Genomic DNA, 17590 nt, shown 5'->3' with positions numbered 1-17590 from the left:
GGGGCGAGATCGTTCGAGACGGGACAGGTCGGCACGGAGCGGCCACCGGCGTGAATGCCACGGTGGAATCGGCCGGGCTTCGTGGATGACCCGGCCGGTAGGGTCGCGCGCATGTGGGTGGGGCTGGACGCGGTCGAGTGGGCTGGGCTGAAGCACAACTACGGGTCCGCCGAGGACATACCCGACCTGCTCCGCCGATGCGGGGGTCCGCATCCGGACGACGCGCACGACGCCTCGTCCGAGCTGCTCAATCTGCTCTTCCACCAAGGTGGCTGGGTCTGTTCCGCCGCCTCGGCCGCACTGCCCTTCGTACTCCGCCTGGCCTCGACACCTCAGGTGCCGACCCGCTGCGCGATGCTGGAACTGGTGGCGATGCCGGCGGCGGAAGCCCCTCGGATCGAAGCCCGGTTCCTTGATCCCGGCTGGGCACCGGCGTGGAAACAGGCCCTGCCCGAGCTGCTGAGCCTGCTGGACGATCCCGAGCCGGAGATCCGGCGGGCAACAGCCGACGTGCTCGGTGTCTGCGACAGCCCCGGTGAGTCGGTTCTGCCTGGGCTGCTGCGGTGCTGGGAGGCGGAGGATGATCCGGCGACCCGCCTCGACCTGGTCCTCGCACTGGGTAAGGCGGCCCTGCGCGCGCCGGTCGGCAGGCACAGCGCCGAGGTCTTCGACCTGCTCCATGGTCTGCTCGATTCTCCACAGGCTCAGATACGCCTGGCGGCGGTGCACGCGCTTGCCCCGGACGACCCGGCCCTGCCTGTCCGCCGGCTCGATCTCATGCTCGAAGCGGTCCGGGACCCGACCGTCGAGCTCTGGCGCCACACCAGCTCGGTGCACACCGGAGTACTGGGCGTCCACCTCTGGGCCGCGCGTCTGATACCCGGCCCCGCCCCCACGTTCACGCTCGGCCTGCTGGCAGACCATCACGACGGCGAACAGCGGATCGGTGCCTTGGCCCAGGCGGGCAGGCTGCTGTCTCAGTGGCGCTCACCGACCGCTGCCCTTCTGCCACGTCTCGTCGCACGACTGGACGATCCCGCCCCTGAAGCCCGCTTCCGGGCGGCCGAGTCGCTGGCCTGCCTCGGCCCGGCGGCAGCCGCCCACGCCGACGAGGTCGCCGCTCTCCTCTCCGACACCGCTTACTTGGGCCTGTTGGTCCCCAACGGCCTGATGGTCGGCGGTGATTCGCTCTACGTCTCCTACGTCTCCTACATCTCGCATGCCTCCTACGTCTCCTGCGCCTCGCATGTCCCGCACGACTCCTACGCCCCCGGCGCCGTCGCCACGCTGTACGCCTGCCGGGCGCCGCGGAACAGTCGCCGTCGGGCTTCCCGCCGGCTCGCCCTGGCTGGAAAGTCCGGGGCGCCGCCGGCGGCGTGGGGAAGCATGAAGCATGCGTCCGAATGACTGGCACCTCACCGCAGACGTCAACGACTTCCTCGCCCGAGCTGGGGACTTTCTGCGCTCGCGCCCCGCCCTGCACACCATGCCCCTGACGGTGACCGAGAAGTACCGAAGGGAAGGGGTGGCCTCGCGACACGGCACCGCGACCCCTGTTTTCGGCCGACTGGAGCGAGACGGCGCGGTCCACGCCGCCTTCTTCCAGCGCACCCCGGCCGGCTCGCTGAGCATCACCTCCGTCACCCGCGAGCAGGCCGACGCGCTCGCCAACCGCCTGGCCGAGCTGGATCACCCCGTCCCCGGCGTCGTCGGGGACCACGACTCGTCCACCGCGTTCGCCGGGGCATGGCAGCGGCGCACAGGTGCGGAGCCGGTGCCCACCACACGGCTCCATCTCTACCGCCTCGGCACGCTCACCCCACCGGAGCCGTTCCCGGAGGGCCGGGGCCGCGTCGTGGACGAGAAGGACCGGGAGCAACTCATCCGCTTCTGCCGTGAGTTCTGCGTCGAGGTCGGGGAGCAGTCCTCCATCGACCTGATCGACGCCGGCTCCTGGGCCGACTCTCGCTTCGCCGACAGACACTTCACGTTCTGGGAGACGCCGGACGGCACCCCCGTCTCCATGGCGGCCTCGACCTCGGTGGTCGGCGGCATGATCCGGGTGGACCCCGTCTACACTCCGCCCCACCTCCGGGGCCGCGGCTACGCGGCCGCCGTGACGGTCGAGGCGAGCCGCGCCGCGCCGGCCGGGGGCGCGAAGGAGGTCGTGCTGTTCACGGACCCCGGCAACCCCACCAGCAACGCCCTGTACAAGCGCCTCGGTTACGTCCTGCTCACCGACTTCACCGTGTACGAGTTCTCCTACCCGGCTGCGGGAGCGGGCGGTTCCTGACCTTCGGGGTCGGCCGCGCGGCGGATGCGTACCGTGCCTCGGTCCAGGTCCACCTGGAAGGGCGGGGTCCTCCGCCGGCCTGACGTTCTTGCGTACGCGTTCCTGTTCCATCCCGCGCTTGACGGCCTGGGCCCCGGGGTCGACGTCCTGGACCAGTTCGGCGCCGACGGAGGACAGGATCTTGGTCCTGCGCCAGTGGATCCAGCCCCTGGCCTCCATCGCCAGCGGCATCCGATCCGCCAGGAGGACGATGACGCCCAGCTCGACGACGCCTCCCACGATCAGCGGCACGGTGTCCACGGATCAGCGTCCGGACTTCGGGCGGGCCGAACGAGCTGTCCGGCGGCAAGGCCCGGCGCGCGGCACCGGCTCAGCGGCGTGGCCTCGGCGAAGCCGCCCGCCGAGATCAGGAACGGTAAGAACGCGTCCATGGCCTTGAGCCCACTGACCGGCTCACATCTCCGGCGTTCGCGCGAGGCGGTGGACAAAGATCGTGTGAGCGGCAGACTTGCCTCATGACCACCGCCGCTCCGGACGCCAAGGCCGACCTCCGCTTCTACCTGCGGTCCGCCCGCGATGCCCTGTTGTGGAAGCTCGAAGGGCTGTCGGAGTACGACGCCCGCCGCCCGCTGACCCCGACCGGCACCAACCTCCTGGGGCTGGTGAAGCACGCGGCCGGTGTCGAACTGGGCTACCTCGGCGACACCTTCGGGCGCCCGTCGGGCGAACCGCTGCCCTGGCTCGACAGCGACGCCGAGCCCAACGGGGACATGTGGGCCACAGCCGACGAGTCCCGCGAGGACATCGTGGGCCTCTACCGCCGGGCCTGGGCCCACGCGGACGCGACCCTCGACGCGCTGGCGCTGGACACCGTCGGCCGGGTGCCGTGGTGGCCCGACGGCAAGGACGAGGTGACGCTGCACCACGCCGTCGTCCGCGTGATCGCCGACACCCACCGGCACGCCGGGCACGCCGACATCCTCCGGGAACTCCTCGACGGCGCGGTCGGCATGAACGAGGGCAACACGAGCATCCCGTCGAGCGACCCGGCGTGGTGGGAGGACTATCGCGGCCGACTGGAAGACGCGGCCAAGGAGGCCGAACGAAAGGCGTGACTCGGGCCGATCGAGAGGTCGTTCCTATTCTGGGCACTGTCCGATTCTGAGCGCTGTCCGATTCTGAGCACTTTCCGACCTCCCGAATGCGCCTGACTTCAGGCCGAATACACATTGCCCGCCCTCACCCCCTCCCCTTATCGTTGGCGTATGACTGCCGGGTCGGCCTTGAGCCGTGAGCGGATTGGTTGCCCGGCCTCCGAGTGAGGCCGGGGCGGGCCAGGGGTCCGCCTGCTGAAGTACCGCGCACCGAACTCTCACACCGCAACGCGCGCCACGTGGTGACGCAACGCGCGGAGCCGTGCCGTACGGCACCGCGCCCCGCCGCGAAACCTCCACCACGCATTCCGTCGACGCACCTCTGTCGCCACGCATCCCGTCGACATGCATCCCGTCGGCTCGCATTCCACCGGTATGCATTCCAACGGCATGCATGCCAGCGGCCACTTACCGACGCGCGCCCTGCGGCAATCACCCCTGCCCCAATTCCGCGACACCCGTTGTCGCCATCCATGGAAAGCAGAGAATGCCCAACCCCTTCAACCAGCAGGTCATCGATGAGTTCCGCACCCATCACGGCGAGGTCGGCGGCTATTTCGAGGGCGCCCGTCTGATCCTCCTGACCACCACCGGCACCCGCAGCGGCAACCGGCACACCACTCCCCTCGGCTACCTCCCCGACGGCGACGGCACGATCCTGGTCATCGCGTCGGCCGGAGGATCGCCCAAGCACCCCGACTGGTACCGGAACATCACCGCCGAGCCCCATGTCACCGTGGAGACAGGGGCGTTCACCTACGAGGCCGAGGCCGTCGTACTGGCCGGCGAGGAGCGGGACCTGGCGTTCGCGCGGGCGGTCGAGGCCGAGCCGGGATGGGCCGAGTACCAGGCGAAGACGGACCGTACGATCCCGGTCGTCGCCCTGCGCGAGGTCCCCGTGGCCGGTCCTCCGAACATCAACGCCGGCTCCATGGGCGAGGCCATCAAGGTCGTCCATGACGCCTTTCGCCGCGAACTCGCTTTGATCAAAGAGGAGTTGATCGCGAGCAACGGCCGGGCCGGGCTCGGCGCCCAGCTCCGCGTCAACTGCCTCACGTTCTGCCAGGGTCTCCACAACCACCACACCGGCGAGGACATCGGCCTCTTCCCCTACCTCTCCGACCGCCACCCGGAGCTGGCCCCGGCGCTCACCCGCCTTCACGAGGAGCACGAGCGGATCGCCGCCCTCGCCGAGCAACTGCGCCGGGTCGTGACGGCCGAGAACGCCGACCCCGACGCCGCACGCCCCGACGCCGTACGCCCCGACGCCGTACTCCCCGAGGTGGAGCGCCTCATCGATGAACTCGAAGCCCATCTCACCTACGAGGAGGAGCAGTTGATCCCCGCGCTCGACGCCGTGACGGTGCCGACGACATCCTGAGCGGTCGGTGGGTGGAGGGGCGCGCGGAGGCAGGCACGCGAAACCTCGAAAACAACCGGTGAGCGGCGCGCGAGCCCCCTGGGGGGAGGGAGATCGGGCTCGCGTGCGCGCCGCTCACCGGCACCGCTCACCGTAGCCACGGCCCCGATCATCAAGGTGCCGGCACCGTCATGACTCCGCCGCCTTCCGGTAACACGGTTTCCGTGACCCAGCCTGTCGCGTCACCTGACACAGCCTGTCGCGACACGTGCGGCACGAGTCAGTCATCCGACGGTACCCACAGCACGAGTCATCGCGGCGACACCCGGAATACGGGGCACCGTCGGCGCCCGTGCCGCGCCCGCCCGGTCGCTCACCACGGCAGGGCACGCGCGTGCACCACGTCGAGCCGCGACACCGCGCGCGTGAGCACGACGTACAGCCGGTGCAGCCCCCGCCCCTCCGCGGCCACGATCGCGGCCGGCTCGACGACCACGACGTGGTCGTACTCAAGTCCCTTCGCCTCTCCGGCGCCCAACACGGTGACGCGCGCGCCGAGTTCACCTGTACCGCCCGTCGCGACCCCCGCCTCGCCGAGGGCCTCCCGCAGGCGTACGACATCCGGTCCATCGGCCGTGATGACCCCGATGGACCCCTCACGAGCGAGCGCGTCCCGCACGGCGGCGACGGTCTCGACGACGGCACCCGCGCCTCCCGCGTCCTCACCCCCGGCCTCCGCACCCCCCGCCTCCACCCCGTCGACCCTCCTGATCCGCAGCTCCCCGTCCCTCCGCAGGGACCGAGCGGCGGGCACGTCCACCCCCAGGCGCCCCAGCAGCCCGTTCGCCAGCCCTACGACGGCCTGCGGCACCCTGAATCCGGTGGTGAGGGGGATGACGTGGGCGTCCGGCTTGCCCAGGTGGGCGAGGAGTCGGGGCCAGTCGGGGGCCGCCCAGGGGGTCGTCCCCTGGGCCAGGTCACCCAGGACGGTCACCGAGCCGTAGGCGGCTCGGCGGGCGATCGCGCGGCACTCCATCGGAGAGAGGTCCTGGGCCTCGTCGACGACGACATGGCCGTAACCGTCGGGGTGGGCGAGGAGCCCCGCGACCTCGTCGAGGAGGACGAGATCGGCGGCCGACCAGCGCGCCGACCGCCACGTGCGCGGGGGCTTCGTCCAGGAGACGGCCTTCCGCTCGTCCGCGTCGAGCAGCCCCTCCGCCGCGTCGGCGAGCGCGTCCGGGTCCCCGAGCAGCCGCGCCACCACCTCCTCCGGCCGCGCCTTCGGCCATACGGCTTCGACGTACACGCCGACCGGCCGCGAGCGCGAGATCCGGTACACCCACGCGTTCGGGCGCGGCCCGGCCCGCCGCTCCGCCTGCATCTGCAGCAGCCGCACGACCCGCGCCCGGACACGTTCACGACCGATGTCGTAGGGCAGCTCCTCCGCCCGCACGTCCGCCACGATCCGTCGCAGTTCGTCTCCGGACACCCGCCAGCGGTACGAACCCTCGGACAGGACCAGGGAGTCGAACCGCTCTCCGGGCCCGCCGCCGCCCGCGACACCGGCGTACAGGGCCCGGCGGAGCACCCCCGCCATCCGGGCGTCGTGCTTCACGACCGCCGCCCGCTCGTCGTCCTCCGCCGTGACCGGGTGCCGGGCGATCTCGTCCGTGACCGTCGACTGGCGTACGCCCGTCTCGCCCAGCGCCGGCAGGACCTCCGCGATGTAGGAGAGGAAGGTGCGGTTCGGCCCGAGGATCAGCAGTCCGCCGCGGCGGATGCGCTGCGGGTACGTGTAGAGGAGGTACGCGGCGCGGTGCAGCCCGACGGCCGTCTTGCCGGTGCCCGGGGCGCCCTGCACGCAGACGGAGGTGCCGAGATCCGCCCGCACCAGGTCGTCCTGCTCCGGCTGGATGGTGGCGGCGATGTCCCGCATGGGACCGAGACGGGGCCGCTCGATCTCGACGGCGAGAAGGCCTCCCGGGCCTCCTGCGCCTCCCGGGCTGCCTGGACCTCCCGGGCCTCCTGGGCTGCCCGAGCCTCCCGGGCTGCCCAGGTCGCCCGGTGAGGCGCGGCCCCGGTCGTTCGCGACGCCCCGGCGGTCCAGGTGCTCGTCCTCCAGCCCCGTGAGGTCGGCCGAGTCCCCTCGACCGCCCTGCGCCCACCCGAAGCGACGTCGGACGGCCACACCTCGGGGATCACGGGAACTCGCCTGGTAGAAGGCCCGCGACACCGGCGCCCGCCAGTCCACGACGAGGGGCGGCACGGCCGGATCCTCACTGATCCGCAACCGACCGACGTGATAGCTCTGTCCGGCGTGGTCGCTCGTGGCGTGCGCGGCGAAGTCGAGGCGCCCGAAGAACAACGGCCCCTCCGGCAGCTCACGCATCTCCTTGGCACGACTGCGCAGCCGATACCCGAGCACCTCGGCGTCGGCCCCCGACGCGGAGACGTCCTCCCCGACGACGACCTGCTCCCCCGCCCCCTCGACCATGGCGGCGAGGGCCGCGCGGCAGGTGTCGTGATACGCCCGCTCGCGGGTGAGGGCATGCCGAAGGGCGGGGTCGACGGGAGGTTCGGGAGGCGTCATTCCGCCGAGCGTACCGAAATAAAGAAACCGAGTTAAATTCTTTACCGAGCCTCAAGCATCGAGAGTGCGCCACGCAACCCGCCCGCTCAGGCCAACCCGAACCCAGAACCGCCCCCAGACCACCCGGACCCGAACCCGAGCCCCCTCAGCCCACCCCAAGCGGAAGTGCCCCCTCCAGCCGCCCGAACACCCTCTCAGCGGCGGCTACGGCGTCCCGCTCGACCACCTCCACCGGCTCCCCCCGCTCGACCCGCCGCCGGTTCTCCTCCGCGAGCACCCGCCGTACGGCCACGATCTGACCGGCGGCGACCCGCGCGTCGAGCCCGCCCCCGAGCACCTCGGCGAGCGTGGCCTCGGCGCGCTCCAGATGGCCGTAGGCCCGCGCGACCAGCGACGGCGTGCCGTAGAGCAGCCGGTGGAACGCGAGCACCTGCGGGTGGTCGTTCAGCCCGGTCACCGGGTCCCGCCGGGCCAGCCCCGCCAGAAAGTGCGCCCGCACCGCCCCCACCACCGACTCCCCCTCGGCCCGCCCCGCGACCACGCGCGCGGTCTCGTCCTCGTGATCGGCGATCCGGTGCAGCACGAGGTCCTCCTTCGCCGGGAAGTACCGGAAGAGCGTCGGCTTCGAGATCTCCGCCGCCGCGGCCACCTCGGCCACGGACACCGCGTCGAACCCCTTCTCGAGAAACAGCCGGATCGCGACCTCCGACACGGTCTCGTACATCCGCCGCTTCTTACGCTCCCGCAGGCCGGTCTCACTCATGCCGTCGAGCCTATGCGTGCCCCTGCACGCCTACGATCCGACTCGATCCTGTCGCCGTGACCGCAGGCCAACGCCATGCCTTTGGAGCCATCGGGCGAGCGCGGCTTCGATCACCGTCACGCTCGGCACCTCCTCGACGCCCAGGGGCCGCGCGCCTCTGCTCAGCACGTCCCAGACCGTCCAGGTCGCGCCGCGCAGCAGGCTCCGGTCCACCTTCGGCTCCAGGCGCAGGGACTGCGAGGTGCGGATCACGTCGGTGAACACCGACTGCGCCTTCTTGTAGTCGAGCAGCTTCGGCAGATCCTCCCGCCAGCCCCTCGAACTCCCCGGCCGGACATCCTCGACGAGCGCGCACCACCGCTCCGTCACCCGCCGTTCCTGCTCCGCCGGGTACCGCATCAGATACAGATGGGTGGCCAGGTCGTAGAGCGGATCGCCGAACATCGCGAGTTCCCAGTCGATCGCCCAGAGCCGGCGCTCGCGGTCGACGATGAGGTTCTCGCGGTGGAGATCGGCGTGGAGGAGGCAGAACGGGCGCTCCCGCAGGCCGGCGACATGCTTTCTGAGCTGTTTGAAGGAGTCGGAGTCCAGCTTCAGGTCCGTGAACAGCTCCCCGTACTCCGGCAGGTTGTCGCCGTACACGCGCTCTTCGGTGAAGTGGATCAGTCGGTCGAGGAATCCGGCGCTGTCGCTCTCCCGCGCGCGGTCCCGCCGCTCGCACCTCCGCTTCACCAGAAGGGTCCGGGGTCTGACGGCGACGAGTTGCCGGAACAGGGTGAGGATCTGCTCGAACTCCTCGTCGGGGACCGTCGTACCGGACGCGTGGAGCGCCCCGAGGGTGTCTCCCTCGATGAACCGCTGGAGGACCGTGCCCTCGACCTCGATGAGATCGGGAATGTTGTCGATGTGTCCCTGAAGCTCGGTGAGGAGGCGTTCCTCCGAGTCGAAGCAGCGCCGGTCGAACCACAGCAGGCTCTCGCGCGGCTCACGGCACTTCCAGCGCCCGCCCCCACCGACCCTGGACTCGACCGGCAGCCGAAAGACATACGTCTCGTGGTGGTAGCCGCTGAGCGGTCCCTCCACCTCGTCCGGGACGGCGCTCATCTCACCGGCGCGGCGCCGCCCCGTGGAATCCGATTCAGCTGGCATTGCCCGTTCTCTCGCCGTGGTCGCACCAGTGGTGAAATCAAGGAAGTGGAGGCACGGTACTCCTCCGTGGGCGAGCATCGTGCCAGAAGCGGTGAGTTCGCCGGTGTCGGTCCACTGGTTGAACGCTCACGCGCCCGGACCCGTATAGGCACGCATTCGAGCGCCTGCCCGAAGGCCGCCCGTCCCCGAGGCGGGTGGCCGTCTGCACCACACTCACCACGATGACAGCGATGAACCCCACGCTCAGCGAGACGACCGAACCGCCGCGGCTGCGGCGGCTCCTCGGCAGGGCCCGAGCCGTGCTCTTCGACTTCGACGGCCCCGTCTGCGACCTGTTCGCAGGGCGGTCGACCCAGCCCGTCGCCCTGGAGATCAAGGCCATGGCACGGAAGAAGTGGAACTCGCTCGATCCCGCCGTAGAGGCATGCGACGACTCGCACGGCATCCTTCACTTCCTCAGGGACATGCTGGACCGAAGGGGGGATGCCGTCCTCGACCCGACAGCACTGAGCGCGGCGAACGACATCGTCACGCGGTACGAGTACGAGGCCGCGCGCTCGGCGGTGCCGGCGCCGGGCATCCAGCTCCTGCTGGACACCCTGCTCGGCCAGGGGAAGCGTCTGGCGGTCGTGACGAACAACGCCGAAGGACCCGTGCGGAAGTTTCTCGAACTTCACGGGATGTCCCGGAAGTTCGAGGCGGTCTGCGGCCGTGATCCGCGTGAACCACGCTGTATGAAACCCGATCCGAGTTCGGTGCGTCGTGCCCTGGAATGCCTGGGCCGCATGAGCCCGGATGCCGCCGTCATGGTCGGCGACCAGCTCACCGACCTCCAGGCGGCCGTGTCCGCGGAGGTCGGGTTCCTGGGGTACTCGACGGATCACGAGCGGGGCCGGCTCCTGCACCGGGAGGGTGCGCAGGGCGTGGTCGCGTCGCACGCTCAGCTCATCGCGGCGTGCGCCCCTGCCCCGGTCAGCCGTCTTCGTCCGTGAGCATGTCCCAGACCGAGTCGAACCAGGCCTGCGCGGCGTCCACGAAGTCGGCCCCCCGGGACGACGAGTCGGTGTCCTTGACGTGGTGGGTCAGTGTGGCGCCCAGGCCGAGCACGTCGCGGGCCTCGATCTCCTCATCGCCCACCGAGATCGTGCGCTCGACCACCGTGTAGAAACCGTGCAGCGCCTCGGTCCGGTTGAGCAGATAGACCTTGAAGGTCGGGGTGAGCGGCGCGTACCGGGTCACGACGTCGACATGCGGGACGAAGCCTCCTCGCTGGAGATCCTCCAGCGCCTCTCGCAGCGATGCTTCATGCACCCTGGTGATCTCACGAAGGCGTTCCTGAGGCCGCGGGTCGTCCTGGCATCCTCTGGCCGTCGGGTACGGCAGTGGCGTCGAGTCCCGGGGCAACAGCATGCGCAGAACAATGCGATCGGGCGCTGTCTCCCTTTCACGAACCCGTTCAGCCTGTAGACGGATGTGTGTGCTCAAGGACTCCGACGTCAGCGTGTGGATGTCCAGGAGCACTTCACTCTGCTCAAAGGCGGAGTCGAAGAACGAGCGCAGTGTCACCCTGCCCGCTCCCGAAGGCCGCACCTGCTGAGCTTCCAGAACCCGGGTTCCACTCCCCTGCCGGGACTCGACCCAGCCCTCCTCGCTCAACCTGGCCAGGACCCGCTGGACGGTGTCACGAGAGACGTCCAGCTCCTCGACAAGCTGCCGCTGCGGGGGAAGAGACGCCCCGACCGGATACGTGCCGTCCGCCATCCGAGCCCGCAGCGTCTCCAGGACACGCTCGAACTTGCTGCCGCCGCCCTCGCCGGTCTGCGCATCACCCACACCCCGACCGTACCGCCGAGAACCTGCAAGCAAACCAGTTCCAGTCAACAAGCACCCCAACTGGGCTGCTTGTTAAGGGATCAGCCCAATCGGGAATACCAATCACAGGCCCATCACCGACCAATTGGACTGGCCGGTGACGCAACGGGCAGAACGGGGTGGAGAACATGGTCATGTGGGAATTAGTGCGCGCAGCAGTCCAATTCACCGCAGGTCACCTGGTGGGGAAGGCGCTCGGCCCGCTCGGCCTGGCGCTCCTGGTCACCGTGCTGGTGGCCGTGCGGGTGGGCCGGGAGCGTCCGGCCTGGCCCTGGTGGGCCGTCCTTCTCTTCGTCCTGCTGATGGTTCAGGCCTGATCCGGAAGTTGAGCGCGCAGCACGTCCAGTACGGGCTTCAGCGAGTCCACCGTGGACGAGAGCGGCACGCCCACCTCCCGGAGCGCCTTGAGCTTGCCGTCGTTACGCGCGTAGCCGAGGAAGGGGACGCCCGCTTCGCGGGCTGCCTCGAAGTCGGTGGGGGCGTCGCCGAGCATCAGGGTGCGGGACGGGTCGGCGCCCATCGCGTTGAGGGCCTGGCGCAGGGTGTGGGGGTGCGGCTTCATCAGGTCGAGGTCGCGGGTGCGGCCGTACATGTAGGGGAAGCAGTCGGTGAGGCCGCGGGACTCGATGTAACGGGCCGCCGCGAGCGCCGAGTTGTTGGTGGTGATGGCGAATCTGGCCCGCCGCGACCAGGTGCGGATGAGCGGGTCGGCCCAGGTGGTGGGGAAGGCCTTCGGCGCGGCGGTCAGCTCCTGCTGGGTGAGCCACTTCTCCAGGTCGATGATCAGGTCGCTGCTCGGATGGCGCCGGCTCAGGCCCAGGAGTACGACCTGGGGGTCGGCCGTACTCCGCTCCCGCTCCGTCAGCAGGCCGCCCAGCCCGCGCTGGTCGATCAACTCCACCAGGTCTCGGGCCACTTGGTGCGCGGGATGCCCGGAAAACAGTCGACAGATCGGCCCGTCCAGGTCCCAGAGCACGAAGCGGACGGGAGTGATCAGTTCTCGAAGGGACTCTGTCTCTACTGTCACCGGTTCAGTCTGTGCCGTATCAGGAGTCACTAGGAGAGTGTCAGGTCCGTGGTGATGGTTTCCCAGAGGGCGTTGAACCATTGCTGGGACTGATCGACGAAGGCGGCGTCGCGGAGGCTGGTCTCCTTCTCGAAGGAGAAGAGGAGGGACTGGGTCCCGAAGGCGTCGTACATCTGCAGGGGGCCGTCCGCCATCTGCTCCTCTCGCTTCATGAGCATGTAGTAGGCGATCAGGGCCTCCTCGCCGTTGAGGAGGTAGAGCTTGACGGGCGGAGTGAAGGGCAGCGCGCGGAAGGCCACGCGGACGTCGAGCTGGTGGGAGGTGCGCAGGGCCAGGAGGTTGTGGCGCAGGACGCGGATCTGGGCGTTGCGCTGGTCGAGCCAGCGTTTGTGGACCGGGTCCTCCATGTCGTCCTCGCCCCGCTGCTCCACCGGGACCGGGAACGCCAGGTTGATCTTCCGGGAGGGGAGGAGGATGCGTACGTCGATGGACTCGGGACGGATCGTTCCCTCATGGATGCGGCGGACCGGTTCGCCGAGGGCCAGCATCAGGGTCTCGGCGGTGAGGCAGGCCGCGTCGACGCGGACGTGCGGCGCCGAGAAGGCCGCGCCGAGGCGGGGGCCGAGGCCCACCATCGTCGGCTGCGGCTCGTCCCTCGCGGCATTGACGGCCTCGGCGACCCTCGGCGGACTCCCCTTGCTCACGTTGCTCAGCAGCCCGTCCTCCTGCAGCGCGCGCAGCGCCTGACGGACCGTGCCGCGCTCCACGCCGAACTCCTCCGCCAGTTCGGCCTGGGTGGGCAGGCGCTCGCCGGGCCTGAGGTCGCCGCCGCGGATGCGGTCCCGCAGGGTGGCGGCGATCTCCTGGGACGAGAGCTTTCTGCTGCCGTTCACTGCAACGTTCTCCTGGGTCACGACCAAACGCTACAACTCTCATCCATCTTTTGGGAGTTCACGGCAAGGTGGTTATGAACATGGACCAAGTGGGAACCATTTAAACAAAGTTGGTTGCCAACTTGGTCGAGTTGGCGGAAGTTCTTCGACATCTCGGCCCTCGCCCGCCCCGGCCCCTCGGAGGAGGTACCACCATGCCTGCTGCCATCGCCCTCATCTCCGCCCTCGCCGTCATCGTCTTCCAGCGATTCGTCGAGTGGCGCTTCGGCACGATGGGAGCCGTCGGCCTGCTGTTCCTCACGATCGGGCTGAAGGCGAACAACCACACGTGCAGCTCGATCGGCGCGGTCATCCTCGCGCTGATGTTCACCGGCCCCGCGATGTGAGGCGGGAACCCCGCCCTGTGACGGCTGTCAGGTCGTGAGCAGCAGGTCCGAACTGATGGTCTCCCACAGCGCGTTGAACCACAGGCCGGACTGCTCGACGAAGCTCGTGTCCCGCGGGGTGTCCGCCCCGCTCCGCTCGAACGCGAACAGCGTGGACTGGGTGCCCTCGGCGTCGTACATCTCCAGCTGCTCACTGTCCACTTCGGCCTCCTTCCGCTGGACCGTGTAGTACGCGAACAGCGCCTCCCGGCCATTGAGGAGGTACAGCTTCACGGGTGGGGTGAAGGGCAGCGCACGGAACGAGACATGGACGTCTATGCCGTGCGTGGACCGCAGGGCCAGCAGGTTGTGCTTCAGGACCTGCCCCTGCGCGTTGCGCTGGGCGAGCCAGCGGCGCTGCAGCCGGCCGTCGACCGAGGCATCGACCGGGGTCGGGAAGGCGAGCGGGATGTCACGGCTGGGCAGCATCACCCGGACGTCGACCCTGGCCGGATTTATACGCCCCGCGTGAATCTCGCGCAACGACTCACCCACGGCGAGCGTGAGGGACACGGACGTCAGACAGAGGGCGTCGATCTTCACATGCGGGGTCGCGAAGGCGGCGGATATGCGAGGGGCAAGCTCCACCATCGTGGGCCGCGGCGCCGCTCCCGGCCCGCCGACGGCCGCCGCTCCCACACGTGGGGCCACAGTCGCCGGGCTGCCCTTGGAAACGTTGGTGAGCAGGTGCTCCGACTGCAGGATGCGCAAGGCCTGTCGTACGGCCCCGCGCTCCACGCCGAACTCGTCGGCCAGCTTCGCCTGTGTGGGCATGCGCTGTCCCGGTCGCAGCTCGCCGGACCTGATCCGGCCGCGCAACACGTCGGCCACCTCGCGATGTGACCTCTGGGGCCGCTGTGACGACTTCCGCCCATCGACGGCCGTGCGTTCCCGCTCCACGAACAAACACTACAACTTCTCGCCATCTTTGTGCAGTTCATGGGAAGGTGGTTATGAGACGACTCCAAGTGGAGATAAGTAAGTTGGAGTTGGTCGCCAACTTTCACAACATGGTCAAGATTTCAGATGGTTGGCGACACCAGTGACATCGAGAGCGACTCGACAGCTACACCCGAGACCGACCGATCGACCTCCTCTCCGGAGGGGAGCCGGGAGTCCGACCGGTCCGCACAGCCACAACTGAATGGTTCAGCCACAACTGAATGCGCAGCCACAACCACAACTGAACAGCTACGGATTCCGCACACACACCAGGAGCACACGCAAGGAAAGGTCTCAGAAGAGGTCCGGGCACCATGGGCGCCTGGACGTCCGCAGCAGGGCGTCGGCTACGGAGGCGGCGCCCTTCCGCTGTTCCCGCACCCGGCCGAGCGCGGTGAGCCGTACGGCCGACTCGTCGCCCAGCCACAGCGCCGCCAGATCCGCGGCCTCCAGGACGAGGTCCCCGTCCTCCCTCGTCGGCACACAACTCGCCCCGTCCGGGCCCGCGTCCAGCCGATAACGCCCGCCCGCGAAGCCTCCCCCACTCTCGACTCCGCTTGAGCGGGAGGACCCCCGTCGGTCCACGACTCGGTCCACGACCTCCAGCACCAGCGTCCCGGTCCCCGCGTACGTGCGGGCCTCCAGCGCCCGTACGACGTCCAGGATCCGCACCCACAGCCAGTCCGCCTGGGTGGTGACGCTCACGGCGCGCGGGTCGGGGAAGAAGTTCGGGAGGAGGTCGTCCGGGGCCCGCCAGCCGGACTTGACCTTGGTGATCCAGTCGATCGAGCAGAGGTAGTGCCACAGGGCGCGCTCGGCGGCCGGGGTCGTCGCGATCAGCCAGTTGACGTCGGCCGTGTTCTGCGGCTGCTTCATCTGCCAGGTGTCGTCCGCCTCGTACGAGACGAGGCCCTCGATCTCACCGGCCGCCGAACGGTACACCGCGTAGAACGGCTCGTCCCAGGAGCCGTGGACCCGCAGGTCACCGGTGTTGACCCGCCACCAGCGCTCGTCACGGCTCACCGCGCCGGGCTGGGCGTGGCGGAGGCGGTCGTGGAGGGCGGGGCCGAGGGAGCGTACGGCCGCGCCGTCGACGAGGTCGACCCGGCCGCCGTCCGCCGGGCCGGACCAGCGGGGGTCCAGGCCGGTGCGGGGTACGTCGACGGTCCACTCGGTGGTCCAGGTGGCGGGACCGAAGCCGTAGCGGCCGTAGATCGGGTACTCGGCGGCGATCAGGGTGGCGACGACGTCGCCGCGGTCCTTCGCGGCGGTGAGGTCGTGGGCCATCATCCGGGTGAGGAGACCTCGGCGGCGATGGGTGGGGCTGACCGTGACGTTCGAGATGGCGTCGGCGGGGACGGTTCGGCCGCCGACGACTGTCAGCTCCTGCGGGAAGGAGCGGTAGGTCGCGACGACCTGGGTGGTGTCGGTGGGGGTGAGGGGGGCGTGGGTGCGGGACTCGTCGAACGCGGCGAGGGTGCGGGGTGGGTCGATGTGGGCCGAGCGGTTCTTGAGCTCCTGCTCGGAGAGGGATTCCGGGGCGCGGAGGAAGCCGGTGTTGAGGGCGTTCAGCCAGGCCGGGATCTCGTCCTCTGTGACGGGGCGTACGGCTATGTCGTGGGAGGAGCTCATAGGGCCACGCTAGGGGGGTGCTCCGCGGTGTGTCTCGGGGTTTTCTCGCCCCCGCCGCCCCTCCGCCCCCGGCCGCGGCTTCGGTGGGGCCGGTGGGGCCTGGTCGCGCAGTTCCCCGCGCCCTGGAAGGCACGGCCCTTCGGGCCTGGCCTTCCAGGGGATCACCTCCGTCGATCAGATCAGCAGGTCGTCCACCTGGGCCTCGCCCTCTCGGTAGCGGCGGGCGATCTCGGCGCTGCAGTCGTCGGCGGTGCGCTGGAGGCGCTGGCGGCGGCTGGAGATCTGCTGCTCGTGGTGGACGAGACGGGCGAGGCCGACGGTGAGTTCGTCGTCGGTGCGGGCCTGGAGGTCGGAGAGTTCGACCTCGTCGAGCATCTCGGCGGCGAGCCGGCGGTGCTCCTCTCCGTACGGTGTGCCCACGGTGACGTGGCGGGCCGAGGAACGGTGCCGGGCCGGGGCGTCCGTGAGGATCGCCGACAGCCGGTCGACCAGCGCCGCCGGATCCCCTGGTGCTGTGGGGTCCTGCGCGCCGCCCCGGCGGACCAGTTCGGCGCGCAGGATGTCGATACGGCCCTGGAGCAGCCGCCGCAGATAGCTGAGATCGGCCTCGTCCCGCTGGGCGTCCCGGCGCAGTGTGCGCAGTTCGGGCAGCCGTAGCCGGGACAGTTCGTGCTCGGCCGGGTCCGGCGGCGGCAGTGGTCCGCTGTCGGTGCGCTGGACCGGTGGCCGGCGGACGCCGGGGCCGGGCCCCGGATTCGTACGGGTGAACGTCGCAGTCCCTGGGGGCTGCCCTGTACTCGATGTGCTCATGCGCCTCAACCGTCCCCTCGACCGGGTTGTGTGAGCATGGTGCCACTCCGAGTGGCCGCTATGTGACCGAGTCCCCGCGATCCACCCCAGATGGTCGGTAATGGAACAATGAGAAAGACCGGGCAAAGCACTCTTCAAACCCTCGTGATCACAAACCCCCCGTAAGGGGGACCCCTCGCGCGCCCTGGTGGACGGCGGCGGCATGATGGTCGGCATGCGTGCGGTGGTGCAGAGGGTCGACGGTGCGAGCGTCGTCGTGGACGGCGAGACGGTCGGGGCGATCGAGGGCGAGGGGCTGTGCGCCCTTGTGGGGGTGACACATGACGACACCAAGGAGAAGGCGGCGCAGCTGGCCCGCAAGCTGTGGTCCGTGCGGATGCTGCACGACGAGAAGTCGTGCAGCGACATCGACGCGCCACTGCTGGTGATCAGCCAGTTCACGCTGTACGGCGACGCCCGGAAGGGACGCCGGCCCACCTGGAACGCGGCGGCGCCCGGCGATGTCGCCGAGCCGCTGGTGGAGGAGGTCGTCGCGCAGCTTCGGGCGCTGGGGGCGACGGTGGCGACCGGACGGTTCGGCGCGAAGATGCGGGTCGCTCTGACGAATGACGGGCCGTTCACGGTGCTGCTGGAGATGTGAGGCGCCGGACGCCTCCGCGGGCCGGGAGGGAGGGGGCGCG

General features: G+C 69.9%; 17 protein-coding genes. 8 read left to right on the top strand and 9 right to left on the bottom strand.

What is annotated here, in order from left to right; all coding sequences use genetic code 11:
• The first annotated feature begins 111 nt into the window (after positions 1–111).
• The 4 genes from OG622_RS26500 to OG622_RS26485 all read left to right on the top strand — a co-directional run bounded on the left by OG622_RS26500 (position 112) and on the right by OG622_RS26485 (position 4828).
• Positions 112–1407 (top strand): HEAT repeat domain-containing protein, encoded by a 1296-nt coding sequence (locus OG622_RS26500; RefSeq protein WP_371579112.1) that lies wholly within the window; start codon positions 112–114, stop codon positions 1405–1407.
• Entirely contained in the window at positions 1394–2293 is a 900-nt protein-coding gene (locus tag OG622_RS26495; RefSeq protein WP_371579111.1) for a GNAT family N-acetyltransferase, read from the top strand. The genes OG622_RS26500 and OG622_RS26495 overlap by 14 nt, the downstream gene beginning before the upstream one ends.
• Before the next feature lie 515 nt (positions 2294–2808).
• Entirely contained in the window at positions 2809–3408 is a 600-nt protein-coding gene (locus tag OG622_RS26490; protein ID WP_371579110.1) for a DinB family protein, read from the top strand.
• Between the two features lie 526 nt (positions 3409–3934).
• Complete coding sequence (locus OG622_RS26485) at positions 3935–4828, top strand: nitroreductase/quinone reductase family protein (RefSeq protein WP_371579109.1); 894 nt, start codon at positions 3935–3937, stop codon at positions 4826–4828.
• A gap of 352 nt (positions 4829–5180) precedes the next feature.
• Here OG622_RS26485 and OG622_RS26480 read toward each other — a convergent pair whose 3' ends face one another.
• From OG622_RS26480 to OG622_RS26470, 3 genes are all read right to left on the bottom strand, one after another.
• Complete coding sequence (locus tag OG622_RS26480; RefSeq protein WP_371579108.1) at positions 5181–7397, bottom strand: AAA family ATPase; 2217 nt, start codon at positions 7395–7397, stop codon at positions 5181–5183.
• Between the two features lie 145 nt (positions 7398–7542).
• Positions 7543–8160: a TetR family transcriptional regulator gene (locus tag OG622_RS26475; protein WP_371579107.1), complete on the bottom strand. Its 618-nt coding sequence runs from the start codon at positions 8158–8160 to the stop codon at positions 7543–7545.
• A gap of 30 nt (positions 8161–8190) precedes the next feature.
• Positions 8191–9309 carry a phosphotransferase family protein gene (locus tag OG622_RS26470; protein WP_371579106.1) on the bottom strand — a complete coding sequence of 373 codons (1119 nt, stop codon included), beginning with the start codon at positions 9307–9309 and terminating at the stop codon, positions 8191–8193.
• Positions 9310–9530: 221 nt separating this feature from the next.
• On the opposite strand from OG622_RS26470, the gene OG622_RS26465 reads away from it, so the two are divergent.
• Positions 9531–10301, top strand: coding sequence for an HAD family hydrolase (locus OG622_RS26465; protein WP_371579105.1), 771 nt, complete (start codon positions 9531–9533; stop codon positions 10299–10301).
• On the opposite strand, the gene OG622_RS26460 is transcribed toward OG622_RS26465, so the two are convergent.
• Positions 10282–11142, bottom strand: coding sequence for a GntR family transcriptional regulator (locus OG622_RS26460; RefSeq protein WP_371579104.1), 861 nt, complete (start codon positions 11140–11142; stop codon positions 10282–10284). The two genes, OG622_RS26465 and OG622_RS26460, sit on opposite strands and share 20 nt — an antisense overlap.
• 185 nt (positions 11143–11327) lie before the next feature.
• On the opposite strand from OG622_RS26460, the gene OG622_RS26455 reads away from it, so the two are divergent.
• Positions 11328–11498: a hypothetical protein gene (locus OG622_RS26455; RefSeq protein ID WP_371579103.1), complete on the top strand. Its 171-nt coding sequence runs from the start codon at positions 11328–11330 to the stop codon at positions 11496–11498.
• Here the strand turns inward: OG622_RS26455 and OG622_RS26450 are convergent.
• Both OG622_RS26450 and OG622_RS26445 read right to left on the bottom strand, forming a co-directional pair.
• On the bottom strand, positions 11489–12208 hold the full coding sequence (locus OG622_RS26450; protein ID WP_371579101.1) for an HAD family hydrolase: 720 nt from the start codon (positions 12206–12208) through the stop codon (positions 11489–11491). The genes OG622_RS26455 and OG622_RS26450 overlap by 10 nt on opposite strands.
• Before the next feature lie 29 nt (positions 12209–12237).
• Positions 12238–13101 (bottom strand): GntR family transcriptional regulator, encoded by an 864-nt coding sequence (locus tag OG622_RS26445; protein WP_371579100.1) that lies wholly within the window; start codon positions 13099–13101, stop codon positions 12238–12240.
• A 194-nt stretch (positions 13102–13295) separates the two neighbouring features.
• On the opposite strand from OG622_RS26445, the gene OG622_RS26440 reads away from it, so the two are divergent.
• Positions 13296–13487, top strand: a complete 192-nt coding sequence (locus tag OG622_RS26440) for a hypothetical protein (protein ID WP_037688367.1) — start codon at positions 13296–13298, stop codon at positions 13485–13487.
• Between the two features lie 27 nt (positions 13488–13514).
• Here OG622_RS26440 and OG622_RS26435 read toward each other — a convergent pair whose 3' ends face one another.
• From OG622_RS26435 to OG622_RS26425, 3 genes are all read right to left on the bottom strand, one after another.
• Positions 13515–14432: a winged helix-turn-helix domain-containing protein gene (locus OG622_RS26435; protein WP_371579099.1), complete on the bottom strand. Its 918-nt coding sequence runs from the start codon at positions 14430–14432 to the stop codon at positions 13515–13517.
• Between the two features lie 330 nt (positions 14433–14762).
• A complete protein-coding gene (locus OG622_RS26430) occupies positions 14763–16100 on the bottom strand; it encodes a GNAT family N-acetyltransferase (protein WP_371579098.1) in 1338 nt (445 codons plus the stop codon).
• A 174-nt stretch (positions 16101–16274) separates the two neighbouring features.
• On the bottom strand, positions 16275–16910 hold the full coding sequence (locus OG622_RS26425) for an AmfC protein (RefSeq protein ID WP_371579097.1): 636 nt from the start codon (positions 16908–16910) through the stop codon (positions 16275–16277).
• Positions 16911–17124: 214 nt separating this feature from the next.
• Here OG622_RS26425 and dtd point away from each other — a divergent pair, with 214 nt between their 5' ends.
• Entirely contained in the window at positions 17125–17550 is a 426-nt protein-coding gene (gene dtd / locus OG622_RS26420; RefSeq protein ID WP_371579096.1) for a D-aminoacyl-tRNA deacylase, read from the top strand.
• The last annotated feature ends 40 nt before the right edge of the window (positions 17551–17590 follow it).

Source organism: Streptomyces sp. NBC_01314 (assembly GCF_041435215.1).
GTDB lineage: Bacteria > Actinomycetota > Actinomycetes > Streptomycetales > Streptomycetaceae > Streptomyces.
Note: the sequence above shows the minus strand (reverse complement) of the source record. Positions and strands in the feature narration are given on the sequence as shown.